Consider the following 24265-nt stretch of genomic DNA (forward strand, 5'->3'; position numbering starts at 1 on the left):
GTGCGCTCGGCACGGCAGGTGGTCCTGCCGCTGTGGGGCGTCTCGCTCGGCCTCGACGCGACGACCATCGCCCTGGTCGTCGGCGTGTCCGGCGCGATCGACTTCGCCCTGTTCTACGCGAGCGGCCAGGTGATGGACCGGTTCGGGCGGATCTGGGCGGCGATGCCCGCGCTGCTGCTGATGGGCCTGGGGTTCACGGCGCTGTCGTTCACGCACGATCTGGACTCGGCACTGCTCTGGTACGGGCTGCTGGCGGCGGTGCTGGGTGTCGGGAACGGGCTCTCCAGCGGCATCCTGCTCACCTTCGGCGCGGATCTCGCGCCCGAACGCGATCCTGCGACGTTCCTGGGGTCGTGGCGGACGCTGACGGATGCCGGGGGCGCCCTGGCGCCCGTGCTGGTCTCGGCGATCACCGCCGCGGCGACGCTGTCGCTGGCCACCGGGCTGATGGGCGTGGTAGCGCTGGTCGGCGCGGCAGGTTTCCTGCGGTGGACGCCGAAGTACCTGCCGCGGCCTGAGCGCGACTGAATTCCTCAGCGCAGCGCGGTGCGGGTCGTGGCGGTGGCCTCGATCGGCACGCCGTCGGGCACGAACGGGGAGATCAGAGGCGGATGCCACACGGTGGCGACCGTGACTCGCGCGGAGACCCCGTCGGGCGTGCCGGCCGACACGAGCCGCGTCTCCGGCGAGACCGCGGTGACCACGACATCCGCCTGCTCACGCACCTTCTCGTCCGTGAGCTCGGCGCGCACGCTCCCGCCGGTCGCCTCGAGCGTGAAGCCGTCGGCACCGGCGAGGGAGGCGGCGTCGGCGAGGGAGTCGAGTCGTTTCTGCGCGATGTACAGGTCGGTGGCGCAGACGCAGACGAAGATCACCGCGACGGCCAGCAGCATGTAGCCGAGGATCAGCGGCAGGATGCTGCCGTCCTCGTCGTCGGCGAGCGCGCGGAGCCGGGCGATCATCCGCTCCCCCACAGCCGGGAGACCTTCTGGGCCGACTCGGCCTGCACGGGTATCGCGGCGATCCGGTCCAGCCCGAACAGGGGCGGCATGAACGGAAGGCTCACACGCGTGGTGACGGTGACGATCACCGTGCTGCCCGCGGCGGGGCAGGTGGCCGTCGCGGGCCGGCATGTGATTCCGACCTCGACGGTGTCCTCGTCCATGCCGTACTCGCGGATCACGCTCTGCAGCACGGCTTCTCCGCGTGCGCTGGCGGTGGCGGCGTCCGGGGCCTGTCCGATGACGCGGGCGGTGTGGCGGGCCGCGGCCTCCGCGCCCAGCGTCTGCTCCTGGATGGCGCCGAGCATGAGGACGAGATAGACCAGTGGCACCAGCAGCAGCACGCCGACCGTGATGAACTCCAGTGCTGCGGAGCCGGTCTCATCCGACAGGGTCCCCGGCTCGGCGGAGCCGCGCCGGACGCTCCGACCGGTCCGCTCACTTGTCACCGAAAGACTCCACGGGTGCACGCGCTTCCACCTCCATCCCGTAGGGCACGCCGATGAGGCCGAGCACCGGCAGGGAGGTGCGCACGCGGATCACGACGCTCTCGTGGCCCAGGCTGCTGTCCTGGCCGACCGACACGTCCCCGGCGTAGTCGGCGCCGACGGCACGGGTGATCACCGTGCGCGTGCGCTCGGCCCCCTCGCCCAGCGTGGTGTCCGCGAGCGCGGCGTAGTGCGCGCCCTCCACGGCGGCGTCGTGCACGACATTGCGGACGTAGACAGCGAACGCGACCTGCAGCACCGACAGGACCAGCGCGGTCAGCAGCGCGCCGACGAGCACGAACTCGACGGGGCTGGAGCCGCGCTCATTGGCGAGCGCTGCGGTGGGTCGCATGGGTCTCAGATGCCGGAGACGCGGGCGATCGCCTGCTGGAAGAGGTCGACGAGCGCCGGCCCCGCGACCGCCCAGATCACCACGACAAGCGCGGCGGTCATCAAGGTCACCAGCACCCAGCCCGGAACATCCCCGGTCTCGTCCTCGGCGAGCGTCCTGCCTGCGGTGAACCATCTCCTGAGCGTCGTCATGTCTGCTCCTCGTTTCGTGTCTGTCTCGTGTCGGTCGTTGGTCGTGAGGCTCAGCCGAGGCCGAGCCGGAGGATGAAGAGGCCGGGGTAGATCGCGAAGAGGACGCTCAGCGGCAGGATCAGGAAGACCAGCGGCAGGAGCATCAGGATCTCCTTGTGCCCGGCCTGCTCGATGAGCACGCGCTTGGCCTCGTCCCTGGCATCCGCGGCTTGGGAGTGCAGCACGGCGGCCAGCGGCGCGCCATGCTCGAGCGCCGCGATGATCTGGTCGACCGCCCGCGACAGTCCAGGCAGCTGCAGCCGGGTGGCGGTCTCGCCGAGCGCGTCGGCCAGTGGCGAGCCGGTGTGCACTGCGAGCACGGCGTGCCGCAGCTCCTCGGTGAGCTCGCCGGTGCCGATCCCGGACACGCGCCGCAGCGCATCCAGCAGCGACTCCCCCGCCGACAGGCACAGCGCGAGGAACTCCAGGGTGGTGGGCAGTTCGTCCGCCAGCCGCGCCCGACGTGATTTCGCGCGCGAGGTGAGCTGCATGTCGTACGCGACCGCGACGCCGGCCGCGGAGAGCAGCGGCAGCAGCGCGGCGGGCGGCGTCATCCGGCCGGCGACGGCGATCAGCACCACCAGCAGGGCACCGGCGACGAGCCCCGCGACGCCCCACGCCAGCTGACGTCCGCGGAAGGCCGCGGGGCCGAGCGGGGAGCCGGCCTGTGCGAGGCGGAGTGCCAGCGCATCGCCACCGCCCAGCATCCGCTCGAACGCCGACTTCACGCGCTCCCACACCGTGCGACCGTGAACCGGCAGCATCCCGACGCGCGGCAGGATGCCCGAGGGCATCGCCTCGTCGGGAACCACGTCACGCAGGTACGGCGCGATGCGGCGGTCCAGCGGCAGGGCGCCCCAGCGCGGGAGTGCCGACAGCACGCCGAGCACGCCCAGCGCGAAGGCACCGCCGAGCAGTACGGCGAGCGCGAGGTCGGTCACGGTGCTCACCCGAACCACCTCGCAGGCTCGGCGAGGCGGCCGATGCGCAGCATGATCCGGTACGCGACGACCGACACCACGGCGCCCACGACGATGACGATCACACCCTCCGCGCTGGCATACGCCTCTCGTCCTTCCGGGCGAGACACCAGCAGTCCGAGGATCACCCACGGCGCGACCGCGCCGAGCACTGCGGCTCCGCGGATCCACGACTGTCGCGCCTCCACCTCGCCGCGCAGCGCGGCGTCCGCCCGCACCGACGAGGAGAGCGCCCGCAGCACCCCGGTCAGCTCGGTACCGCCCACCTGCCTGGCCATCCGCAGCGTCTCGATGATGCGATCGGCGATGGGATCGGCGAGCGTGGCCTTCAGCCGATCGAGGCTGGTCTCGAAGCGCCCGGTCGAACGCAGGTCGCGGGCGAACACCGCGAACGCGGGACGCACGGCCGCGGGCGCGGAATCGGCGAGGCTCGCCACGGCGTCGGGCAGGGACAGCCCGACGCGGATCGCCGCCACCAGCAGGTCGCAGACATCCGGCCACAGCTGTCTGCGCGCCTTGCGCAGACGAAGACGGCGGCCGCGCAGATACAGGACAGGAGCGGAGCCGGCCGCGAGCCCGGCCAGGAGCGCGAGCACCGGCAGACCGGTGAACAGCCATGCCAGTGCCGCTGCGACCAGCCCGACCCCGACCATCGTCACGACGAGCGTGCGGGTGGTGGTGCGCGAGAGCCCTGCCTCCTCCAGCAGCCGTCGCAGCCGGCCGCGCTGCACCGCCCGTGGCGCCCGCTCCCGTGGCGGCCACAGCCACGGCGACGCGCACAGCAGCAGCCCGGCCCCGAGCACCGCCCCGATCAGCAGCGTCATCTGGGCCCCTCCGCGCGATGGACCGGAACGGTCAGGATGCGACCGTCCGCGACCTGGCCGGTCGGCGAGACGACCTCGACGACGCGCCGCGACCCGTCGGGCTCCCGCCGGCAGTGCACCACGTACGAGATCGAGGTGGCCAGCGCCGGCGCGATGAACGCCCGATCGATGTTGCGCCCCGCGAGCAGCGGCAGGAGGGCGAGCTTCTCGAGCGCCTCGTCCGCGGAGTTGGCGTGGATGGTTCCCGCCGACGGCACGCCGGTGTTCAAGGCCAGCACGAGATCGAGTGCCTCCGCATCGCGCACCTCGCCCACCACGATCCGGTCGGGGCGCATGCGCAGCGCCTCCTTGACGAGCCGCCGAAGAGTGATCTCGCCGGTGCCCTCCAGGCTCGCCTGCCGACCCTGCAGCGCCACCACGTCGGGCCCCTCGACGGCCAGCTCGAAGGTCTCCTCCACCGTGATGATCCGCTGGCTGTCGGCGACGGATGCCAGCAGGGCGCCCAGCAGGGTCGTCTTGCCCGCGTGCGTGGCGCCGGAGACGATGATGCTCCGCCCCTCGAGCAGCGCTCCCCGGAGCAGTTCGGCGATGTGCGCGGGCACCGACCCCTGCGCGACCAGCGACTCCAGAGTGCGGTGCTGCGGCAGGAACTTCCTGATGTTCACCGCCCAGGAACCGCGCACCACATCCGCGATCGCCACGTGCAGACGGGAGCCGTCCGGCAGGGAGGCGTCCACGAAGGGCTGGCTGATGTCCACGCGACGGCCGGTGGACTGCAGCATCCGCTCCACGAGATCGCGGACGATGGCGTCCGTCAGCCGCAGGTCCAGCCGCTCGGTCGCGCCGTCCCGCGCGACGAAGATGCGGTCGGGGCCGTTCAGCCAGATCTCCTCGATCTCCGGATCGTCGAGCAGGGGCTGCAGAGCTCCGAATCCGGAGACGGACGCCAGCACGTCCCGGATCAGCGCCGCCTCGTCGTCGATGATCGCCTCGCCGCGCTGCAGGGCCAGGTCGTTGTGGCGCCGCACCTCGGTCTGCGCGATGTGCCTGGCCTCGTCCGGATGCGACGAGGGGTCGGTGTGCTCGAGGCGCAGACGCCGCCGGACTCGCTCGGCGACGACCAGGGACGGATGACTCACGCGGGCATCATGACAGAATCCGCGATCCCCGCGTCAAAGTTATCCACAGCCCCACGGCTCGGCAGATGTACGGGAACCCGTAACCGTCGATCAGTAGACTTGCTGACGCGCGGGAGTGGTGGAATCGGTAGACACGCAGGATTTAGGTTCCTGTGCCCCTGGGCGTGTGGGTTCAAGTCCCATCTCCCGCACGCATCGACCTGTTCCATCCCCCAGTTCCATCCGCCGCTGCACGACCGACGGGAACCTCTCTTGCTTCACTCGCTCATCCAGGCGCCGACCGCGCTGATCCCCTGGCTCGACCCGGCCACCATCATCGGCACCGCCGGACCGTGGGCACTGCTCGTGGTGTGCTTCATCGTGTTCGCCGAGACCGGCCTGCTGATCGGATTCCTGCTGCCGGGCGACACCCTGCTCGTGATCTCGGGTCTGCTCTCGCACACCTCGGCGGCCCTGCCGCACGGCGTGTTCGGGATCAACGTCTGGGTGGTGGCGCTGCTGATCGGACTGTCAGCGTTCATCGGCGGCGAAATGGGGTACTTCATCGGGCACAAGGGCGGCCCGGCGATCTTCGAGCGCAAGGAATCCGGCCTCTTCAGCCGCAAGAACGTCGAGCGCACGAACGCCTTCTTCGAGCGCTTCGGCGGAATCACGGTCATCCTGGCGCGCTTCGTCCCGATCGTGCGCACGTTCGCTCCGGTGGCCGCCGGCGTCGGGCATATGCCGTGGAAGCGGTACTCGCTGTACAACTTCATCGGCGCAGTGCTGTGGGGCTTCGGCCTGACGATGTTCGGCTATCTGATCGGCTTCATCCCGCCGATCGCGACGTTCGTCGAGAACTACATCGACCTGATCCTGCTGGCGGCAGTCGGCGGCACCGCCCTGGTCACGCTGTGGCACTACCTCAGCGAGCGCCGCAAGGTGAAGAAGGAGGCGCGGGAGGGCGAGGCATCCGCTCCCGCGACCACCGCGCTGCAGCTCGACCCCGAGGTCTTCGACCGCGCTCCCGACCTGGACGGCGACGGCAAGCACTGATTCCCGAGAAGGCGGGCTGACGGCGTCGCTCGCGACGGCGTCAGCCCGCCTTCTTGCGCCCGCCGGACTTCGCGGTCTTCTTCCCGGTGTCCTTCTTCCCGGCATCCTTCCTCTCACCGGCGCGTGCCGCCTTGGAGCGCTCGACGCTGGCGCGCAGCGCCTCCATCAGGTCGATGACCTCGCCGCCGTCGCCCTCGCCCTCCTCGGCGAAGGTCTCGGCGGCGTCGAAGGTCTCGCCGGCCTTGATCTTCGCGTCGATGAGCGTGCGCAGCTCCTTCTGGTACTCGTCCACGAACGACTCCGGCTCGAAGTCGCTGGAGTAGCTGTCGACCAGCGATGCCGAGAGCTCGAGCTCCTTGTCGCTGATCTTCACGTCCTCGTCCAGCGACGGGAACGCCGCCTCGCGCACCTCGTCCGCCCACAGCAGCGTCTGCAGCACGAGCACGTCGCCCCGCACCCGCAGGGCGGCCAGACGGGTCTTCTGCCGCAGCGTGAACCGCACGATCGCCGTGCGATCGGTCTGCTCGAGGGTCCGGCGCAGCAGCACATAGGCCTTGGGCGACTTGGAGTCCGGCTCGAGGTAATAGGCGCGGTCGAGGGTCAGCAGGTCGATCTGCTCGGTGGGCACGAACTCCACCACGTCGATCTCCCGGCTCCTCTCGGCCGGCAGCGCGTCGAGGTCCTTCTTGGTGAGCACGACGGTCTGCCCGTCGTCGTCGACGTAGGCCCGGTCGATGTCCGCGTAGGGCACGGTCTCGCCGTCGATCTCGCACACGCGCTGGTAGCGGATGCGACCGCCGTCCTCCGCGTGCACCTGGTGCAGCGAGATGTCGTGGTCCTCGGTCGCCGAATAGACCTTCACCGGCACGTTCACCAGGCCGAAGGTCACTGCGCCCTTCCAGATGCTCCTCATCACACAAGTATCACCAGTCACAGTGGTTCCGGCCAGGGGCTTGCGCCGCCCGGCTAATCTGTCCCCATGGCAGCGAGCGGGCAGGTCGTGCAGATCGACGGCCGACGCCTGCGTGTCACCAACCTCGACAAGGTCGTGTATCCGGAGACCGGCACCACCAAGGGCGAGATCCTCGCCTACGTCTCGCGGGTCGCGCAGGTCATGCTGCCGCACGTGCGCGGACGGCCGGTCACTCGCAAGCGCTGGGTCGACGGGGTGGGCACGGCGGATGCCCCGGCCGAGAGCTTCTTCACGAAGCAGCTCGAGCAGGGGGCGCCCGACTGGGTCAGGCGGATGCCGATCGAGCACTCCGACGGGCCTGGGCAGTCCAAGAACGTCAAGGAGTACCCGCTCGCCGACGACACCGCGACACTGGTCTGGTTCGCGCAGATCGCCGCGCTGGAGCTGCACGTGCCGCAGTGGCGCTTCACGCACTCTGGGGGCCGCGGCGGGCCCGACCGGCTCGTGCTGGACCTCGACCCCGGCCCCGGCGTGGGTCTCGCGGAGTGCGCGGAGGTGGCGCGGATCGCCCGCGGCATCCTCTCCGGCATGGGACTGGAGCCGATGCCGGTGACCAGCGGCAGCAAGGGCATCCACCTGTACGCCCGTCTGCCCAACGCCGACGACGGCACCGGACTGCAGAGCAGCGACGAGGTGTCCGCCGTCGCGAAGGAGCTCGCCCGGCTCATCGAGGCGGATCATCCCGACCTCGCCACGCGTACCATGGCGAAGTCCGCGCGCGGGGGGAAGGTCTTCATCGACTGGAGCCAGAACAGCGCCTCCAAGACGACCATCGCACCCTACTCGCTGCGCGGGCGCGCCCGCCCGTGGGTCGCCGCCCCGCGCACCTGGGAGGAACTGGACGATCCCGGGCTCCGCCAGCTGGAGTTCGACGAGGTCCTGGAGCGGGTGGATGCCGGGATCGACCCGCTCGCGGCCCTCGCACCGCCCAGCACGGCGCTCACCTCCTATCTCGCCAAGCGGGATGCCGCGAAGACGCCCGAGCCGATGCCGACAACGGCCGTCGCCGGCAACCCCGGCGCACCGCGTTTCGTGATCCAGGAGCACCACGCGAGCCGCCTGCACTACGACCTGCGCATCGAGCGCGACGGCGTGCTCATCAGCTGGGCGGTGCCCAAGGGCGTCCCGGAGACGCCGGATCGCAACCACCTGGCGGTGATGACCGAGCCGCATCCGCTGGAGTATCTGACCTTCGAGGGCGAGATCCCGCGCGGGGAGTACGGCGCGGATTCCATGACCGTGTGGGACACCGGCACCGTGGCGCTGGAGAAGTGGCGCGACGACGAGGTGATCGGCACGTTCACCGGGCAGGCGGGCGGGCGTCTGGGATCGGCGCGGCTCGCTCTCATCCGCACCGAGGGCGAGGGCGAGAAGTCGCAGTGGCTGCTGCACCGGATGAAGGACGCCGGCGGTCATCCTCCGGCTTCCCAGCGGCGACGAGTATCGCCGGCCCCTGAGCGCCACCGTCGGTCCCCGGCGCGAGAAGCCGCCATCCCCGCGGAAGCACCCGCGTCAGAAGAAGCCCCCATCCGGCCGATGCTGTCGGAGACGGGCTCCCCCGGCCTCGCCCGTGGCTACGACTGGGCCGAGATCAAGTGGGACGGCGTCCGCGCGATCGGGACCTGGGCAGACGGCAGGCTCACGCTCCGCGCCCGCAGCGGCACGGACATCACCGCGCGCTACCCGGAGCTGACCGCCGACGGCGCGCCGCACCTGCCGGCATCCGATGCGGTGATCGACGGCGAGATCGTCGCGTTCGACGCTCAGGGCAGGCCGAGCTTCACCCGCCTGCAGAACCGGATGCACCTGACGCGCGGCCGCGAGATCGAGAGGGAGGTGGTGCGCACGCCGGTGGTGTACCTGCTGTTCGACCTGATGCGCCTGGACGGCCACGACCTCACCCGCATGCCGCTGCGGCAGCGGCGCAAGCTGCTGGAGCAGCTGGCATCCGATCTCGATGCGCCGGTGCAGGTGCCTCCCGTGTTCGACGACCTCGACGCGGCGATGGAGATGAGCGGACGGTACGGGCTGGAGGGCGTCGTCGCGAAGGACCCGGAATCCGCCTACCGCCCCGGCGCGCGATCGACGTCGTGGTTGAAGCTCAAGCACACCCGCACGCAGGAGGTGGTGGTCGTCGGCATCCGCCCCGGTCAGGGCAACCGTCGCGACGGCATCGGCTCGCTGCTGCTCGCGGTGCCCGACGACGACGGCGCACTGCGGTACGTCGGCCGGGTCGGCACCGGCTTCACGGATCGGATGCTGAGCGATCTGAACGCACGCCTGGACCCGCTGCGCACGAGCACACCGGGCCTGGACGGCGTGCCCGCACCGGACGCATCGGATGCCGAGTGGGTGCGGCCCGAGCTGGTCGGCGAGGTCGAGTTCGCGAACTGGTCGCCCAGCGGCATCCTGCGGCACTCGCGCTGGCGCGGACTGCGCCCGGACAAGTCCCCCGAAGAGGTGCGCCGGGAGTCCTGATCAGGCGTGCGTTGCCTCGCAGTCATCGTGCCCGGCCGGCTCGAGCTGGAAGGTGGAGTGCTCCACATCGAAGTGGTCGGCGAGGCACGACTGCAGCCTGGTGAGCAGCTCCGCGGAACGCCCCTGCGCGTAGACGGACGAGGCGACGCTCACGTGCGCGGTGAACACCGGGGCGCCGCGGGTGAGCTGCCAGACGTGCACGTCGTGCACGTCGACGACTCCCTCGTACCCCTTCAGGTGCGTGCGGATGTCGTCCACCGACATGCCCTTGGGCGCGGACTCGGCGAGCACCGAGAAGACCTCGCGCAGCAGCGAGATCGCGCGGGGCACGATCATCGCGGCGATCACGAGGGAGGCGATCGCGTCGGCGGGCATCCAGCCGGTGGTGACGATCACGATCGCCGCGAGGATGACCATCACCGAGCCGATCAGGTCGCCCATGACCTCCAGGTACGCCCCGCGGACGTTGATGCTCTTCTCCTGCGCACGACTGAGCAGCCACATCGACGTGGCGTTGGCCAGCATGCCGACGACGGCGACGGTGAGCATGACGGGACCCACCACCTCCACCTCGCCCGGGTTGAGCAGGCGGTTCACGCCGCCGACGGCGACGCTCACGGTCAGCACGATGAGGATGATGGCGTTGATGAGCGCGGCGAACACCTCGGCGCGCTGGTAGCCGAAGGTGCGCCGGTCATCCGCGGGCCGCGCGGCGACCGCCGTCGCGATGAGCGCGATCACGAGCGCCGAGGAGTCCGTGAACATGTGCGCGGCGTCGGCCAGCAGCGCGAGAGACCCCGACAGGATGGCCCCGACGATCTGCACCACCATGATGGTGGCGGTCAGGCCGAGCGAGACGGCCAGCAGGCGCCGATGACCGGCGTCGCGGATGCCGCCCGGGGCGGGTGCGTGATCGTGCATGCCTCCAGGCTAGGCCGGGAAGACGCCGGTCAGCACCGATTCCGCCTAGTCGGGAATGGGGATGATTCTCAATAGCCCCTAGAGCTCGGCCAGAAGCGGGATCAGCGCCTGGAACGCGCGGGCGCGGTGCGACTGGGACTGCTTCTCGGCATCCGTGAACTCGCCGACGGTGCGCTCGGATGCGGGGTCCTGACCGTCCGGGATGAAGATCGGGTCGTAACCGAATCCGCCGGGGCCGGCGGGGCGGTGCGCCAGGCGGCCGGGCCAGCTGCCCTGCACCGTGCGCTCCGTGCCGTCGGCGGTCACCAGCGCGATCGTCGAGTGGAACTGCGCTGCGCGATGCGGGTCGGCGATGTCGTGCAGCTGATCCAGCAGCAGTTCGAGGTTGGCCGTGGCATCCTTCTTCTGCCCCGCCCAGTACGCCGAGAACACCCCCGGCGAACCGCCGAGGACGTCGACGCAGATGCCGGAGTCGTCGGCGAGCGCCGGCAGCCCGGTGTGCGCAGCGGCCGCACGCGCCTTGATCAGGGCGTTCTCGGCGAACGTCACGCCGTCCTCGACCGGCTCGGGGCCGTCGTAGCCGATCACCTCGAGGTCGGGACGGGTGGCGGCGACGATCTGCTGGAACTCGGCGACCTTGTGGGGGTTGTGCGTTGCGAGGACGACCTTCATCGCTCCGCCGCCAGCGAAGCCAGCTGGTGCTCCCGGAGCGAGGCGCAGCCGTTGACGCCGAGCTCCAGCAGGGCGTCCAGCTCACGCTTGTCGAACGGTGCGCCCTCGGCGGTGCCCTGCACCTCGACGAACAGGCCGCGGCCGGTGACGACCACGTTCATGTCGGTCTCCGCGCGCACGTCCTCGACGTATGCCAGATCGAGCATGGGCTCGCCGTCGATGATCCCGACCGAGACCGCGGCCACCGAGTCCAGCAGCGGCGTCGCGTTCTTCCCGATGAACTTCTTCTCGCGGCCCCACTCGATGGCGTCGGCCAGGGCGACGTAGGCGCCGGTGATCGCGGCGGTGCGGGTGCCGCCGTCGGCCTGCAGCACGTCGCAGTCGATCACGATCGTGTTCTCGCCGAGCGCCTTCGTGTCGACGACGGCGCGCAGCGCGCGGCCGATCAGGCGGGAGATCTCGTGCGTGCGACCGCCGATGCGGCCCTTCACGCTCTCACGGTCGTTGCGCGAGTTGGTGGCCCGCGGCAGCATCGCGTACTCGGCGGTGACCCAGCCCTTGCCCTTGCCGGTCAGCCAGCGCGGCACGCCGTTCGTGAACGACGCCGTGCACAGCACCTTGGTGCCGCCGAAGCTGACGAGCGCCGAACCCTCGGCGTGCGCGGACCAGCCGCGCTCGATCGTCACCTCTCGGAGCTGGTCGGTGCTGCGGCCGTCTGCGCGGACGATGTCTGACATGGTGTCCTCTCGGAAGGGGTTTCGGGAGTTCAGGGCCGCAGCGCGTCGGCGCCGTCGACGCCGGACAGGTCCGGCAGGGTGATCACGCCGGTCTGCACGAGCTGCACGTCGCGCACCTCGTGGCCCATGAGCCGGTTGGCGAGCACGGTGAAGTCCTCAGTCGAGTCGCCGGTCGCCTCGTAGGTGTAGGTGGGAACGGCGTCCGCGGGGGCGAGCTGGTCGTGTCGCACCAGCTGCCGGTAGACGTCCGCGGCGGTCTCGTCGTCACTGGAGACCAGCGAGACCCCGTCCCCCATCACATAGCTGATCGCGCCGCGCAGGAACGGGTAGTGCGTGCAGCCGAGCACGAGCGTGTCGACCTCGGCGTCCCGCAGCGGCGCCAGGTAGTCCTCGGCGACCGCGAGCACCTCGGGAGTGCCGGTGATGCCGGCCTCCACGAACTCGACGAAGCGCGGGCAGGCGGCCGTGAACACCTCGAGGCGCTCATTGACCTCGAGCATGTCCTGGTAGGCGCGCGAGCCGATCGTGCCGACCGTGCCGATCACGCCGATGCGGCCGTTGCGGGTGGTCGAGACCGCGCGTCGCACGGCCGGGCCGATCACCTCGACGACGGGCACGTCGTACCGCTCACGCGCGTCGCGGAGCATGGCCGCGGATGCCGTGTTGCAGGCGATCACGAGCATCTTCACGCCCTGGTCCACCAGCGTGTCGAGCACCTCGAGGCTGTACCGGCGGACATCGGCGATCGGCTTCGGCCCGTACGGCGAGTGCGCCGTGTCTCCGATGTAGACGAGCGACTCCTGGGGCAGCTGGGCGCGGATGGCCCTGGCGACCGTCAGCCCGCCGACTCCGGAGTCGAAGATGCCGATGGGCGCGTCGTTCATGATCCCCAAGCCTACTCGGCGTACTCAGCACCCCGGGTCGTGGACGAGGTCGCGGCGAGCGCCTGACGCAGGTTCCCGCCGGCGGCGTCCAGCGCGCGGCGCATGGTCTCGGCATCCGCACCCGTCTCCACGATGCCGATCGCCAGCTTCACGGAGCCGTCGGCGGATGCCAGTGCCGCAGCGGCCGCCTCGGGGGTGACGCCGGTGGCGTGCATGACGGTGCGCTCGGCGCGGGCGCGCAGCTTCTCGTTCGTAGACTGCACGTCGACCATGAGGTTGCCGTAGACCTTGCCGGACTGCACCATCGCGAGAGTGGAGAGCGTGTTGATGACGAGCTTCTGCGCGGTGCCCGCCTTCAGCCGCGTGGAGCCGGCCACCACCTCGGGCCCGACGACGACCTCAATGGGCGCGTCGGCGTGCTTAGAGATCTCGGAGTCGCGGTTGCAGGCCAGGCTCACCGTGAAGGCGCCCTGCTCACGTGCGGCGCGCAGCGCGCCGACGACGTAGGGGGTGCGGCCGGATGCCGAGATCCCGACGATGGCGTCGTCGGGACGGAGCTCGCGTCCCGCCCGCTCCCCCGCGTCGATGTCGTCCTCGGCGTTCTCCACGGCGTTGCGCAGCGCGTGCTCCCCGCCGGCGATCAGGCCTGTCACCAGCGAGGGGTCGGTGCCGAAGGTGGGCGGGATCTCGCTGGCATCCAGCACGCCCATCCGCCCCGCGGTGCCGGCGCCGATGTACACCAGGCGTCCGCCGCGGTGCAGGCGCCCGACGATGCCGTCCACGGCGCGCGCGATGCTCTCCCGCTCGGACGCGACCGCCTGCGCGGCGACGACGCCCTGCTCCGCCATGAGGGCGACCTGATCCGAGGTGCCGAGCAGGTCGAGCTGGGCGAACGCGGGATCGACGCGCTCGGTCGAGAGCGTCTCGAGGGTGGATCGCAGCTGTTCGCGGTCGGACATCTCGTCCTTCTTCCTGTTCGGGTCTGTGCTGGTGCGGCTTCGGGTTCAGTGGGAGACGAGCAGCGCTCGTCGGGCGGCTCGCGCCGCGAGCAGGCTCGCTGCGGACGCCGTGATCACGGTTCCCGCGTCCGCGACGGGGAGCCCGACGTTGACGGCCACGACGGCGGGGATCGCGCCACGGATGCGGTCGAGCGCGACCCGCTGCGGAGACCCGACGTCGATGCGGTCGACGAGCGCGACGCTCTGTCCGGCACCGGCCGAGCGCACAGCCGCGTCGATGTCGGCACCCGCGGCCCGCTCAGCGTCCATCCGGATGACCTCTCCGCCGGCGGCGAGCGCCAGGGCGACGTGCGAGGCGGCGCTGTCGACGGCGAGGCTGGATGCCCGGCGCAGGTCGATCACGGTCGTGGGCGCGTCATCGAACGCGGTGAACGCACCGTCCACGCGCAGCGCTCGGTCGGCGATCGCATCACCGTGGAAGGGCACCTCGGCGACCGGACCGCGGTCCCGCACCGCCGCGGCCATCACGGCCACCCGCCGCGCGGCCTCCTCGACCCGCTCGCGCGGCAGCTCGCCGGAGCGCAGGGCGGCCACCACGGCATCCCGCGCCTCGCGGTAGTCGCGTTCGTCCTGGTCGGCCAGCATCGCGTCGCCGGGGTTCGTGGGGTTGCCGATGCAGAGCAGGTCCGCGCCCGCGGCGAGCGCGCGCACGGCCCCGCCGCCGATGCCGACGCTCTCGCGGATCGCGGCCATGTCGAGCGCATCCGTCACGATCACGCCGTCGAAACCCGTCGCGCGCAGTCGCCCGAGCACCACGGGGTTGAGGGTGGCCGGCGCGTCGCCCCACTGCGGTGCCGCGATGTGCGCGGTCATGATCGACAGCACCCCGGCATCCGCCGCGGCGGTGAAGGGCGGCAGGTGCACCCGCTCGATCTCGTCCTGGTCGAGAGTGATCCTGGGCAGGTCGTGGTGCGAGTCGGTGTGGGTGTCGCCGTGTCCCGGGTAGTGCTTGGCGGAGGCGGCGACGCCCGCGGCCTGGATGCCGGTGACCGCCGCGGCCACGTGCCGCGAGACCAGCGAGGTGTCCGATCCGAAGGCGCGCACGCCGATCACCGGGTTGCGGGGGTCGGTGTTGACGTCGGCGACGGGGGCGATCACGACGTCGGCGCCGATCGCGGCCACGCGGCGCCCGATCTCGTAGCCGGTGGCGCGCGTCGCCTCCACATCGTCCAGCGCGCCCAGTTCGGCGGCGCCGGGGATCGTGGATCCGGTGGTCGTCTCCAGCCGTGTGACGCTGCCGCCCTCCTCATCGATGCCGATAAGTGCGTGCGGGGCGATGCGGTGGATGTCGGCGCTCAGCGCCGCGGTGTCGCCGCCGAGGTTCTGAGCGAAGTAGACGACACCGGCGAGTCCGTCGCGGAGAGCATCCGCGAGCCAGCCGGGTACCACGCGGCCGAGGAATCCGGGCCAGAGCACGGAGTTGGCGAGTCGTTCGATCTCACGTCGTTCGGAGTCATCGGGCACGGACATCAGTATCCCCGATTCGAGGGCGCGGCACAGCGCGCGAAATCCGTCACCGGGCAGGCTGCGACAGCGCGCGCCGCATACACTGAGCGGATGAGCTCCGCGTTCCTCACCGACCGCTACGAACTGACCATGCTCGCCGCCTCGCTCCGCGACGGCACGGCGAGCCGGCCCTCCGTCTTCGAGCTGTTCTCCCGCCGGCTCTCCGGCGGTCGTCGCTTCGGCGTCGTCGCCGGCACCGGACGGCTGCTCTCGCTGCTGCGCGAGTTCCGCTTCGAGGAGGACGAGCTGCGGTATCTGCGCGACAACGACGTGGTGGACGCCGCTGCCGTGAAGTACCTGGAGGACTACCGGTTCACCGGGACGATCCTCGGCTACCGCGAGGGCGAGCTGTACTTCCCCGGCTCCCCCATCCTCACGGTGGAGGGCAGCTTCGCGGATGCCGTGGTGCTGGAGACGCTTGCGCTGAGCGTGCTCAACCACGACTCGGCCGTCGCGACGGCCGCCTCCCGGATGAGCATCGCGGCAGGTGAGCGTCCGCTCGCCGAGATGGGCTCGCGTCGTGCCGCCGAGCATTCCGCAGTCGCCGCCGCGCGTGCCGCGTACATCGCCGGCTTCGGCGCGACGAGCAACCTCGAGGCGGGCCGCCGGTGGGGCATCCCGACCATGGGCACGGCCGCGCACTCCTGGACGCTGCTGCATGACAGCGAGGAGGACGCGTTCCGCGCCCAGGTGGAGAGCCTGGGTGAGAGCACCACCCTGCTGGTGGACACCTACGATATCCGGACCGGGGTCGAGACCGCGATCCGCGTGGCCGGCACGGGCCTCGGCGGGGTGCGCCTGGATTCCGGCGACCTTCCGATCGTCGCGGGCGAGGTGCGGGCCCAGCTGGACGAGCTCGGCGCCACCGAGACGAAGATCACGGTGACCAGCGATCTGGACGAGTATGCGATCGCCGCCCTGGCCGCCTCACCCGTGGATGCGTACGGTGTGGGCACCTCCGTGGTCACCGGCTCCGGTTATCCGACCGCCGGAATGGTCTACAAGCTCGTCGCGCGTCAGGACGCCGCAGGCGGCTGGGTGGCCGTGGCCAAGGCATCCGCCGACAAGGGTTCGAAGGGCGGGCGGAAGGCCGCGTTCCGGACGCTGGAGGACGGCGTCGCCGTCGCCGAGACGATCTCCGTCGCCGACGGATTCGAGCGGGTCGACACGGCAGCATCCCACCCGGATGCCCGCGCCCTGCAGGTCGTGCTCGTCGAGAACGGCGAGATCGACAGCGCGTACGAGGGACACGACGGCACGGCCTCCGCGCGCGAGCATCATCTGCGCGTGCGCGAGGAGCTGCCGGTGCGCGCCCTCGCGCTCAGCAAGTCGGACCCTGCGATCCCGACCCACTTTGTTGATGCCCCGGAGGGGCCGACCGGTTCCTGAGCGAGGAGCGAAGCGACGAGTCGAAGGGCGTCGACGTCGACTAGGACCGACGTCGACTAGAACTGCATGCTCTCGTAGATCTCCTTGCAGGTCGGGCAGATCGGGAACTTCTCGGGGTCGCGCCCCGGGGTCCACTTCTTGCCGCAGAGCGCACGCACCGGCTTGCCGGTGATGGCCGACTCGAGGATCTTGTCCTTCTTCACGTAGTGCGAGAAGCGCTCATGGTCGCCGGGCTCGAGGTTCTCCTCGCGGAGGAGCTCTTCGAGTTCGCGATCAAGTGTTGCCACGCCACCCTGATCGGGGCTGTCCAGCGGAGTACTCATGCGCCGATTCTAGCCGTGATGATCCGCCCGGGGCCCGGTTCCCGGGGGCTCAGGTGGTCTCGGCGAACTCCATCAGGCGCGCGCCGCTGCGCTCGAAGATCGCGCCGCCGATCGCCGCACCGCCGAACAGCACGAGCACACCCGTGATCACGCCGGTCCAGAACGTCGCCGGTGCGTGCCGGTCGCCGTCCACGACGGTCAGCACGAACAGCCACAGCGTGGGGATGCTGAAGACGAGCGCCCCGACGAACGTGCCGGCGGCTCCCCACGACCCGTGCGAGGACGAGCGCTGCGGCTGCTGGAACGGGCTGTCCCCCGGACGCGACACCGCATACGGCGCGATGACCGAAGCGATGCTCGACATGCCGAGCCCGGTGAGCAGAAGCGCCGCGGCCACTCCGATGAGCGGCAGGAGCAGCTCCCACTTCCCGACGAATGCGAGAGTCACGGACACAGCGATCGCCAGCACGGGGATCGACACCAGCAGCACGGGCACGAGCCGTCCGAGCCGGTCGGGCAGTCCCCGGACGCCGCTCGCGATGTGCACCCACAGCGCCGTGGAGTCGTACGCGACATCGTTGTGCGGCAGCCAGCCGAAGAACAGCGCCATGAGCGGCACGGGCACGAGCGCGGCGGCCCACGGCGGGACGCCGGCCACCATGAGCGGGAACACCGTGAGCACTCCGGCGATCGGCACGATGAGGATGTTCACGATGTAGCGGCGATCGCGCATCCAGTAGACCAGGCTGCGGGCCGCGACGGCACCGAAGGCGTTGGCCGGCAGCACGGAGAACCACCCCAGGCCGGAGCGCTCGCGGGTCGCGTACGGACGCTCGGTGGTCGTCAGCATCCGCCGGACGAGATACACCCAGAGCGCCAGGATGCCGGCCAGCGTCGCCACGGCGATGAGGCCGCTGCCCCACGCCGCTCCGACCTCGCCGGCTGCGACGTGGAACAGGAACGCCTGCGGGGCGGCCAGCGGCGTGAAGCCCACCGCCGCGGTCACGGCGGCGACCCCGGCGGGTACATGGCCGTTCCACTCCATCGACGAGACGTAGGCGGCGACCGGGAACGCGACGACGATGATGGGGATCCAGAAGAGCACCGTGAGCTCGCGGGAGCGGCGCTCGGGCAGCGCGATGGCGCTGATCGCCATGCCGATGCGGGCGATCAGCGCGGTGGAGATCACGCCGACGAGCCCCGCCAGCACCGCCACGGGCCACGCGATGCGTCCGACCGTGATCGAGACGGCGACGAAGAACGCATGGACGACGAGGAGCGCTGCGCTCGGGACGCTGACCAGGGACGCGAGCGCCAGTATCCACGGCATCCGCTTCTCGTCCACGCCGAAGGGCGCGAAGCGTCGGGGATCCAACTGGTCCTGCGTGCCGGTGAGCATCGGGCCCAGGAAGAAGGCGAGGAACGCGGCGGCGGCGCTGAACACGATGATCGCGCGCGCGGTGGGCAGCGGTGCGCTGCCCAGACCGAGCACGGCCAGGCATACGGCTACGGTGATCGCAGCCGTGACCAGCACCGCGAGCACGCTGCGCACGAGTCGTTCGCCGCGCAGAGCGCCCGCGACAAGCGCCAGCCTCAGTCGGAGAACGTGTGCAACCACTCCAGCCCCTCCACTTCGCCGCCCGTGCCGGAGAGCTCGACGAAGCGCGCGGCGAGCGTCTGGCCCGCGCGCACCTCTTCCACGGTCCCCTCGGCGAGCACCTCGCCGCCGACGATCACCGCGACACGAGTGCACACCTGCTCCACCAGGTCCATGCCGTGGCTGGAGAGGATGACCGTGCCGCCGTGGGCGACGTAGGAGCGCAGGATGTCGAGGATCACGCTCGACGAGACCGGGTCGACGGCCTCGAACGGCTCGTCGAGCACGAGCACGCGCGGCGAGTGGATCAGGGCGCCCGCGAGCATGAGCTTCTTGGTCATGCCGGCCGAGTAGTCGGAGACCACGCGGCTAAGCGCCTCGCTCAGGTCGAACGCGCGCGCCAGGTCGGCGACGCGCTTCTCGATGACCGCACGCTGCAGACCCCGCAGCTGGCCGTAGTAGTGCAGCAGCTGGCGGCCGGTGAGGCGGTCGAACGTGCGCAGCCGGTCCGGCAGAACGCCCATCACGCGCTTCGCGCCGAGCGGGTTCGCCTTCTGATCGATGCCGCTGATGTGCACTGTGCCGGCATCGGGGCGCAGCAGCCCCGCGATGATCGACAGCGTGGTTGTCTTGCCGGCGCCGTTCGGCCCCACCAGTCCGTAGAACGATCCGGCGGGCACGGTCAGGTCGATGCCGTCGACGGCGTTCGAATCGCCGAAGCGCTTGACCAGCCCCCGGATGAGGATCGCCTCCGCGCCGGTGGCCGGAGCGGGTGCAGGGCGCGGAGCGCGGGTGACCGCCGGTGTTACCTCGGGCTCGGTGGGCTGCTCGGCGGCGGGCGCGGGGACCGGCTCGGCAAGCTCGGCGTCCGGCACGACGACCGCGGACGCGGCTGCCGGCTCGGCCGGAACCTCGTCGGCGGGTAGCGGATCGACCGGCGGCGACTCGACAGAGGAGGGCGACGGCTTCGTAATGGCCTCGGGCGTCGCCGCGGAGGCGGCGGGCGCGGCCGCGTCGACATCGACCGCCGCCGGCTCGGACGCTGCCGGAGAGGCCTCGGCCGCGGGGGCGGGGTCGGACGCTGCAGGCACGGAATCGGATGCCACGGCGGGCGCGGATGCTTCCGCAGCGGGCGCCTCCGCAGGAGTGCGGGGCGCGCGGGCCTCCGTGGCGGCCGATCCGCTGTTCGAGGCGGCGGTCTGGCGGCGAGCGGGCGCCTCCGCGGCATCCGCTGCCTGTCCGCCGGAGGAGGGCAGAGCCGGGATGTAGGCGATCGGGGCCTCCGCGGTCGGCTCGGCCGGCGATGCCGCGGGAGACGTCACGACGTCCTCGGCAGGTGCGGGCGCGGCCGCCGCCGTCTTCGAGGTGGCGGCGCGGGATGCCGTGGTGGAGCGTGCTGAGGTCTTGGAGCCGGCCGTCTTAGCCGTGGTCGTCTTCGCACCCGACGCAGTCGTCCTCTTCGCCGCGGACGTCTTCGTCGCGGTCGTCTTCGCCGTGGTCGTCTTCGCCGTGGTCGTCTTCGCCGTGGTCGTCTTCGCGGTGGGGGTCTTCGCGGCGTCCGTCTTCTTCGCGGTCGTCGCCTTCGCCGCCGTGCTGCTCTTTGTCGTCGCGGATGCCCGCGTCGTCGTGGTCTTCTTCGCAGCGGCCGCCGTCTTCTCCGCGGCGGTCTTCGCCGCGGCGGCCTTCGTGGTCGCCCGCGCGGACGCGGTGGCGGCGGTGGCCTTTTTCACCGCGGCGGTCTTCGCCGCCGCCGTCGCGGCAGTGCGCTTCGTGGCAGCGGTCTTCGCGGCAGCCGTGCTGGTGGCCGCCTTCTTCACCGCAGCGGTCTTCGCGGCCGTCGCCGCCGCGGTGGACTTCACGGCAGTGGACCTGGATGCGGTGGTCCGGGTCGTGGACGTCCGGGCGCGCGGGCTCTTCGCCGCGGCATCCGCAGTGCCGTCGACGGATTCGGCATCCGCCTTCTTCGCGACGGTCTTCCGGGGCGTCGCGGCACGCTTCGCCGGCGTGCGCGCCGGCTTCTTCTCGGCTGCGGGGGCAGCGGCGGCGTCCGCGCTTCCCGGCTGGGAGGTGTCGTCGCGGTCGGCCCCGGAGTCGAGAGAAGCTGTCACGCGTACTACGGTATCAAGCGGCAGGCAATGTTCCCGGAGCGGGGGTCATGGTCGGAAACCGCAGAATTCGGCCGCACGGAACCCTGAGTGTTACGTGTGCGAACCATCACGAAACAGCAACGGCGACCACAGCGACCCGGGTCTTCCCAGGTGCGATCAGTAGCATGTTCCTGGCACGAAGAGGTGTCCCGTCGATGAATCGACAGTGAACACAAGTTCTTTCTAGGAGAAACCGTGACTCTTCAGACCGTCATCCTTGCAGCAGGCATGGGCTCGCGCCTCGGGCGCGCGCTGCCCAAGCCGCTCACCGAGCTCAGCGACGGCCGCACGATCATGCAGCAGCAGCACGACAACATCCGCGCTGCGTTCGGACGCGACGCCCGCATCACCGCCGTCGTCGGCTACCGCGCCGAGACGATCATCGAGGCGTTCCCGTCCGCGAACTACGTGCACAACGAGCGCTACGACGTGACCAACACCTCCAAGAGCCTGCTGCGCGCACTGAGCGCGACCGGCAAGGGCGGCGTGCTCTGGATGAACGGCGACGTGGTCTTCGACCCGCGCATCCTCGGCCGTGCGATCGAGTACATCGAGCGCGACCAGTCCTTCGTCACCGTAAACACCTCCAAGGTGAGCGACGAGGAGGTCAAGTACACCGTGACCGCCGAGGGCTTCATCAAGGAGCTGTCGAAGACGGTCAAGGGCGGGCTCGGCGAGGCCGTGGGCATCAACTACATCTCGTCCGCCGACAAGAAGGCGTTCATGCGCCAGCTGCAGCGCGTCGAGGACCAGGACTACTTCGAGCGCGGCCTCGAGCTGTCGATCGCCGAGGACGGCCTGCTGCTCGAGCCGATGGACGTCTCCGACCTGTACGCGGTCGAGGTCGACTTCGCCGAGGACCTGGAGCGCGCGAACCTCTTCGTGTGACCTCCGGGTCGCCGAGGCTGTCGAAGCACTGAAAGCCCCGCCCTGTCAAGGGGCGGGGCTTTTCGGCGTTCTCGCGGATGCCGCGCATAGGATCGCCCCATGCCAGAGAAGGTCCACAAGCTCCACATCCTGGACGAGCCCGCGCTCGCTCCGGCGCCGCCGAGCGTCGCCGACGAGCGCTCGTTCTCGGCGCGCGGCCTCGACCGCGTCCTCTCGGTGCAGCGCCCGCTCGTCGTCGCGCACATCCGCAGCATCCGTCTTCGGCATCCGGATGCGACGCCACAGGAGATCGTGCGCATCCTCGAGACCCGCTATCTCGCCGCCGTGACCACCGGCGGCGCCGCGGTCGGCGCGACTGCGGTGATCCCCGGCATCGGCACGGGAATCACACTGGCGCTGTCCGGTGTCGAGACGGTCGGGTTCATGGAGTCGACGGCGCTGTTCGCTCAGTCGGTCGCCGAGGTGCATGGCATCGCGATCCAGGATCCGGAGCGCGCCCGCGCGCTGGTCATGGCGCTGATGCTCGGCAAGGAGGGCGTCGACCTGATCAGGCAGCTGACCCGTCAGGCGTCGGGCAAGGGCGACACGCGCGCGGCCTACTGGGGCGAACTGGTCACGAAGTCGCTGCCCCGTGCCGCGGTCGGTCCGATCGTGGACAGGCTGAAGTCGGCTTTCATCCGGCAGTTCGCCACGCGCGGCGGTGCGTCGTTCGTCGGCAAGGCGCTGCCGTTCGGTGTGGGCGCCGTGGTGGGAGGCACGGGGAACCACCTGCTCGGCAGGCGGGTGCTGAGCACGTCGCGGCGCGCCTTCGGCGCCGCTCCCCCGTGGCTGCCGCCGGAACTGGAGCCGGCATCCGGGAGCGAACGACTCGAACGGCGGATGCTGCACGGCGCGCGTCTGGTCGGTGCGGGCGTCGCGACAGGCGCCGCCGGCCTCGCGTCGAAGACGGCCGAGCTCGCGTCCAGGACAGCGGAGGCGGCCTCGAAGTCGGCAGGGGTGGTCAAGAAGATCACCCGCAGGCGCGGGAAGGCGGATGCTGCGCCGCCCAGCGATCCCTCGCCGGAGGATTCGCCCTCCACAACGACCGACTGATCGCGGCCTCTGCACAGTCAGTGCGGGCGTCGCACCGTCCCTGCCTGTGGCGTCCGTCACCGTTCCTACTGTGGCGGGATGCTGCATTCCATCGACATCTCCCAGCCCCCGCCGCCGACCGCCTACTGCGTGCCCTGGGTGGTGACACGTGGCGATCGCACGCATCCGGTCGTGATGAACGCCGGCAAGGAGGCGGTGGACTTCGTGAAGGTCCTTCGCAGCGATGCGCAGGACGGCCGGCTGGTCGATCTGTGGGGCCAGGTGCTGCCCACCGAGACCATCGAGCTCTGCCTGTGCGATTCGAACGTGGACGATGTCGTGATCACGATCGCCTGGTTCCGCCAGCGCGACGGGCTGGAGTACGTGTGGCGGTTCGTGGTGTGAACACGTGCGGGTTCCCGGTCGCGGAGCGCGCAGAGTGAGACGAAACGATCCGGGCCGGCAGACCCCCGCGCCCGGTCGCTGAGCGACGGAGTGAGACGAAACACCCAGACAGCCAAAAATTCGCGACCATGAGATCAAAAGAGTTCTCCACACTCCTTCCATTCTTCGTACTTTTGTTCTAAACTGTGTGGATGATAAGCACTCCCACTCACCGGACGGATCAGCAGGCGTCTCTGCTGGCCGAGTGGGTGGAGGTGCGCCGTCAGATCAACGCCCTCGAAGCACGTGCGGCCGCTCTTCTGGGTGACCGGCTGGCGCTGATGGATGCCGATGTGGCCGAGACTCCGTTGCACCGGAATGCGATCGAGCGGTCGATGATCGCCGAGTACACAGCGGCCGGGCGGATGGCGAAGGGCAGCGTGGAGCACGCGTTCGCGAACGCTCGCACCCTCCGTGACTCGTTCCCCGCGGTGCGGGAGTCGTTCGAGGCCGGGGAGATCGCCCCGGCGCATGTGCGGGAGATCCTGACCGCGGCATCGCCCGTGCAGCAGGCGATCAGCGACGGGGAGGCTCACGCCCAGCTGCTCGAGCTGTTCGAGGCGGCGGCTTTGGAGTTCGCAGAGGTGGAGGCCCCGGCCCGCACCCGGGCACATGTCCGTGAGTTCGCTGCGGCCCTGGCCCCACGCAACGTCACGGAACGGCATGCGGATGCGCGTGCCGAGCAATGCGTGAGCGTCCGCGCTGTCACGGACGAACTGAGCCTGCTGAGTGCGTTGATGCCCACCCACCGGGCAGAGGCGATAATGGATCGCCTCACAGCCATGGCCAGACTGCAGAAGCAGCAGGATCGGGAGCCAACTCTCCCGATGGACGAGCAGTTCGAGGCCGAAGTCGATCGGTCCGTGGAGGTCATCACCGCATGCGGCACGTTCACCGTCGACCCGTTCGCGTGGAACGGCCCTGTCGAAGACGACCCCGCCGACACCCCGGAGGCCGTCGACGCATATCTGGAGATGATGGACCGCGCCATCGCACGGGGCCCGGTCCCGGTGCTGATCCCCGAAGACGAGCGCGGGATCGACCGGATCCGCACCGAACTCCTCACCGATCTGCTCCTGACCGCGAACCCCGGCGACATCCTCGGAGACGGCCTGGAGAACATCACCGCCCACATCCAGGTCACGGTCGCCGCGACCACGCTCAGCG

The 24265-nt window shown here is 70.6% G+C and carries 25 protein-coding genes and 1 tRNA gene; 9 read left to right on the plus strand and 17 right to left on the minus strand.

Annotated elements, in window-relative coordinates; all coding sequences use genetic code 11:
- On the plus strand, positions 1 to 528 hold a 528-nt coding region (locus tag BGN97_RS05205), incomplete at its 5' end, for an MFS transporter (protein ID WP_292698618.1).
- A gap of 5 nt (positions 529 to 533) precedes the next feature.
- Here BGN97_RS05205 and BGN97_RS05210 read toward each other — a convergent pair.
- Genes BGN97_RS05210 through BGN97_RS05240 form a run of 7 tightly spaced genes read right to left on the minus strand, consistent with a single transcriptional unit; the run spans position 534 to position 5014 of the window.
- On the minus strand, positions 534 to 962 hold the full coding sequence (locus tag BGN97_RS05210; protein ID WP_292698620.1) for a pilus assembly protein TadG-related protein: 429 nt from the start codon (positions 960 to 962) through the stop codon (positions 534 to 536).
- On the minus strand, positions 959 to 1450 hold the full coding sequence (locus tag BGN97_RS05215) for a TadE family protein (protein WP_292698622.1): 492 nt from the start codon (positions 1448 to 1450) through the stop codon (positions 959 to 961). Before BGN97_RS05215 ends, BGN97_RS05210 begins: the two co-directional genes overlap by 4 nt.
- A complete protein-coding gene (locus tag BGN97_RS05220) occupies positions 1440 to 1841 on the minus strand; it encodes a TadE family protein (RefSeq protein WP_292698624.1) in 402 nt (133 codons plus the stop codon). The genes BGN97_RS05215 and BGN97_RS05220 overlap by 11 nt, the downstream gene beginning before the upstream one ends.
- 5 nt (positions 1842 to 1846) lie before the next feature.
- Complete coding sequence (locus BGN97_RS05225; protein WP_292698626.1) at positions 1847 to 2032, minus strand: hypothetical protein; 186 nt, start codon at positions 2030 to 2032, stop codon at positions 1847 to 1849.
- Between the two features lie 50 nt (positions 2033 to 2082).
- The gene (locus BGN97_RS05230) at positions 2083 to 3021 is read right to left on the minus strand and encodes a type II secretion system F family protein (protein WP_292698628.1); all 939 of its coding nucleotides are present in this window, start codon (positions 3019 to 3021) and stop codon (positions 2083 to 2085) included.
- Positions 3018 to 3875, minus strand: coding sequence for a type II secretion system F family protein (locus tag BGN97_RS05235; RefSeq protein ID WP_292698630.1), 858 nt, complete (start codon positions 3873 to 3875; stop codon positions 3018 to 3020). The genes BGN97_RS05230 and BGN97_RS05235 overlap by 4 nt, the downstream gene beginning before the upstream one ends.
- Positions 3872 to 5014, minus strand: coding sequence for an ATPase, T2SS/T4P/T4SS family (locus BGN97_RS05240; protein WP_292698632.1), 1143 nt, complete (start codon positions 5012 to 5014; stop codon positions 3872 to 3874). The genes BGN97_RS05235 and BGN97_RS05240 overlap by 4 nt, the downstream gene beginning before the upstream one ends.
- A 109-nt stretch (positions 5015 to 5123) precedes the next feature.
- Between BGN97_RS05240 and BGN97_RS05245 the strand changes: the two genes are divergently transcribed.
- A tRNA-Leu gene (locus BGN97_RS05245) sits at positions 5124 to 5205 on the plus strand.
- A 61-nt stretch (positions 5206 to 5266) separates the two neighbouring features.
- Positions 5267 to 6049 (plus strand): VTT domain-containing protein, encoded by a 783-nt coding sequence (locus tag BGN97_RS05250; RefSeq protein ID WP_292698634.1) that lies wholly within the window; start codon positions 5267 to 5269, stop codon positions 6047 to 6049.
- Between the two features lie 40 nt (positions 6050 to 6089).
- Here BGN97_RS05250 and BGN97_RS05255 read toward each other — a convergent pair whose 3' ends face one another.
- Positions 6090 to 6962 carry a Ku protein gene (locus BGN97_RS05255; protein WP_292698636.1) on the minus strand — a complete coding sequence of 291 codons (873 nt, stop codon included), beginning with the start codon at positions 6960 to 6962 and terminating at the stop codon, positions 6090 to 6092.
- Between the two features lie 66 nt (positions 6963 to 7028).
- On the opposite strand from BGN97_RS05255, the gene BGN97_RS05260 reads away from it, so the two are divergent.
- Positions 7029 to 9500 (plus strand): ATP-dependent DNA ligase, encoded by a 2472-nt coding sequence (locus BGN97_RS05260; RefSeq protein WP_292698638.1) that lies wholly within the window; start codon positions 7029 to 7031, stop codon positions 9498 to 9500.
- On the opposite strand, the gene BGN97_RS05265 is transcribed toward BGN97_RS05260, so the two are convergent.
- From BGN97_RS05265 to BGN97_RS05290, 6 genes are all read right to left on the minus strand, one after another.
- On the minus strand, positions 9501 to 10421 hold the full coding sequence (locus BGN97_RS05265) for a cation diffusion facilitator family transporter (protein WP_292698640.1): 921 nt from the start codon (positions 10419 to 10421) through the stop codon (positions 9501 to 9503). It abuts the gene before it with no gap.
- A gap of 78 nt (positions 10422 to 10499) precedes the next feature.
- Positions 10500 to 11093 (minus strand): RdgB/HAM1 family non-canonical purine NTP pyrophosphatase, encoded by a 594-nt coding sequence (rdgB, locus tag BGN97_RS05270; protein ID WP_292698642.1) that lies wholly within the window; start codon positions 11091 to 11093, stop codon positions 10500 to 10502.
- Positions 11090 to 11830, minus strand: a complete 741-nt coding sequence (gene rph, locus BGN97_RS05275) for a ribonuclease PH (protein WP_285635985.1) — start codon at positions 11828 to 11830, stop codon at positions 11090 to 11092. Before rph ends, rdgB begins: the two co-directional genes overlap by 4 nt.
- A 29-nt stretch (positions 11831 to 11859) precedes the next feature.
- Positions 11860 to 12714, minus strand: a complete 855-nt coding sequence (gene murI / locus BGN97_RS05280; RefSeq protein WP_292698644.1) for a glutamate racemase — start codon at positions 12712 to 12714, stop codon at positions 11860 to 11862.
- Positions 12715 to 12725: 11 nt separating this feature from the next.
- A complete protein-coding gene (gene murQ, locus BGN97_RS05285) occupies positions 12726 to 13673 on the minus strand; it encodes an N-acetylmuramic acid 6-phosphate etherase (protein ID WP_292698647.1) in 948 nt (315 codons plus the stop codon).
- A gap of 45 nt (positions 13674 to 13718) precedes the next feature.
- On the minus strand, positions 13719 to 15197 hold the full coding sequence (locus BGN97_RS05290; RefSeq protein ID WP_292698648.1) for a glycoside hydrolase family 3 N-terminal domain-containing protein: 1479 nt from the start codon (positions 15195 to 15197) through the stop codon (positions 13719 to 13721).
- Here BGN97_RS05290 and BGN97_RS05295 point away from each other — a divergent pair.
- Entirely contained in the window at positions 15189 to 16628 is a 1440-nt protein-coding gene (locus BGN97_RS05295; protein ID WP_292698664.1) for a nicotinate phosphoribosyltransferase, read from the plus strand. The genes BGN97_RS05290 and BGN97_RS05295 overlap by 9 nt on opposite strands.
- A gap of 56 nt (positions 16629 to 16684) precedes the next feature.
- On the opposite strand, the gene BGN97_RS05300 is transcribed toward BGN97_RS05295, so the two are convergent.
- From BGN97_RS05300 to BGN97_RS05310, 3 genes are read right to left on the minus strand one after another with little or no spacing between them, the layout of a single operon-like run.
- Positions 16685 to 16951: a DUF3039 domain-containing protein gene (locus tag BGN97_RS05300; protein ID WP_292698650.1), complete on the minus strand. Its 267-nt coding sequence runs from the start codon at positions 16949 to 16951 to the stop codon at positions 16685 to 16687.
- Positions 16952 to 17000: 49 nt separating this feature from the next.
- A complete protein-coding gene (locus BGN97_RS05305) occupies positions 17001 to 18569 on the minus strand; it encodes a hypothetical protein (protein WP_292698652.1) in 1569 nt (522 codons plus the stop codon).
- Positions 18545 to 20656 (minus strand): ABC transporter ATP-binding protein, encoded by a 2112-nt coding sequence (locus tag BGN97_RS05310; protein WP_292698654.1) that lies wholly within the window; start codon positions 20654 to 20656, stop codon positions 18545 to 18547. Before BGN97_RS05310 ends, BGN97_RS05305 begins: the two co-directional genes overlap by 25 nt.
- A gap of 234 nt (positions 20657 to 20890) precedes the next feature.
- Between BGN97_RS05310 and BGN97_RS05315 the strand changes: the two genes are divergently transcribed.
- The 4 genes from BGN97_RS05315 to BGN97_RS05330 all read left to right on the plus strand — a co-directional run.
- Complete coding sequence (locus BGN97_RS05315) at positions 20891 to 21583, plus strand: NTP transferase domain-containing protein (protein ID WP_285636007.1); 693 nt, start codon at positions 20891 to 20893, stop codon at positions 21581 to 21583.
- A 99-nt stretch (positions 21584 to 21682) separates the two neighbouring features.
- Positions 21683 to 22675 (plus strand): hypothetical protein, encoded by a 993-nt coding sequence (locus BGN97_RS05320; protein WP_292698657.1) that lies wholly within the window; start codon positions 21683 to 21685, stop codon positions 22673 to 22675.
- A gap of 78 nt (positions 22676 to 22753) precedes the next feature.
- Positions 22754 to 23059, plus strand: a complete 306-nt coding sequence (locus BGN97_RS05325) for a hypothetical protein (RefSeq protein ID WP_292698658.1) — start codon at positions 22754 to 22756, stop codon at positions 23057 to 23059.
- Positions 23060 to 23250: 191 nt separating this feature from the next.
- On the plus strand, positions 23251 to 24265 hold a 1015-nt coding region (locus BGN97_RS05330; protein WP_292698660.1), incomplete at its 3' end, for an HNH endonuclease.

Origin of the sequence: Microbacterium sp. 69-10 (assembly GCF_001897945.1) — a bacterium.
Lineage (GTDB): Bacteria > Actinomycetota > Actinomycetes > Actinomycetales > Microbacteriaceae > Microbacterium.

Excerpts from the sequence above, each read along its gene's own strand:
- BGN97_RS05225 (WP_292698626.1), bottom strand. The coding sequence starts at position 2,032 with ATGACGACGCTCAGGAGATGGTTCACCGCAGGCAGGACGCTCGCCGAG.
- rdgB (WP_292698642.1), bottom strand. The coding sequence starts at position 11,093 with ATGAAGGTCGTCCTCGCAACGCACAACCCCCACAAGGTCGCCGAGTTC.
- rph (WP_285635985.1), bottom strand. The coding sequence starts at position 11,830 with ATGTCAGACATCGTCCGCGCAGACGGCCGCAGCACCGACCAGCTCCGA.
- BGN97_RS05325 (WP_292698658.1), top strand. The coding sequence starts at position 22,754 with ATGCTGCATTCCATCGACATCTCCCAGCCCCCGCCGCCGACCGCCTAC.
- BGN97_RS05235 (WP_292698630.1), bottom strand. The coding sequence starts at position 3,875 with ATGACGCTGCTGATCGGGGCGGTGCTCGGGGCCGGGCTGCTGCTGTGC.
- BGN97_RS05255 (WP_292698636.1), bottom strand. The coding sequence starts at position 6,962 with ATGAGGAGCATCTGGAAGGGCGCAGTGACCTTCGGCCTGGTGAACGTG.
- BGN97_RS05260 (WP_292698638.1), top strand. The coding sequence starts at position 7,029 with ATGGCAGCGAGCGGGCAGGTCGTGCAGATCGACGGCCGACGCCTGCGT.
- BGN97_RS05210 (WP_292698620.1), bottom strand. The coding sequence starts at position 962 with ATGATCGCCCGGCTCCGCGCGCTCGCCGACGACGAGGACGGCAGCATC.
- murI (WP_292698644.1), bottom strand. The coding sequence starts at position 12,714 with ATGAACGACGCGCCCATCGGCATCTTCGACTCCGGAGTCGGCGGGCTG.
- BGN97_RS05300 (WP_292698650.1), bottom strand. The coding sequence starts at position 16,951 with ATGAGTACTCCGCTGGACAGCCCCGATCAGGGTGGCGTGGCAACACTT.
- BGN97_RS05265 (WP_292698640.1), bottom strand. The coding sequence starts at position 10,421 with ATGCACGATCACGCACCCGCCCCGGGCGGCATCCGCGACGCCGGTCAT.
- BGN97_RS05320 (WP_292698657.1), top strand. The coding sequence starts at position 21,683 with ATGCCAGAGAAGGTCCACAAGCTCCACATCCTGGACGAGCCCGCGCTC.
- murQ (WP_292698647.1), bottom strand. The coding sequence starts at position 13,673 with ATGTCCGACCGCGAACAGCTGCGATCCACCCTCGAGACGCTCTCGACC.
- BGN97_RS05220 (WP_292698624.1), bottom strand. The coding sequence starts at position 1,841 with ATGCGACCCACCGCAGCGCTCGCCAATGAGCGCGGCTCCAGCCCCGTC.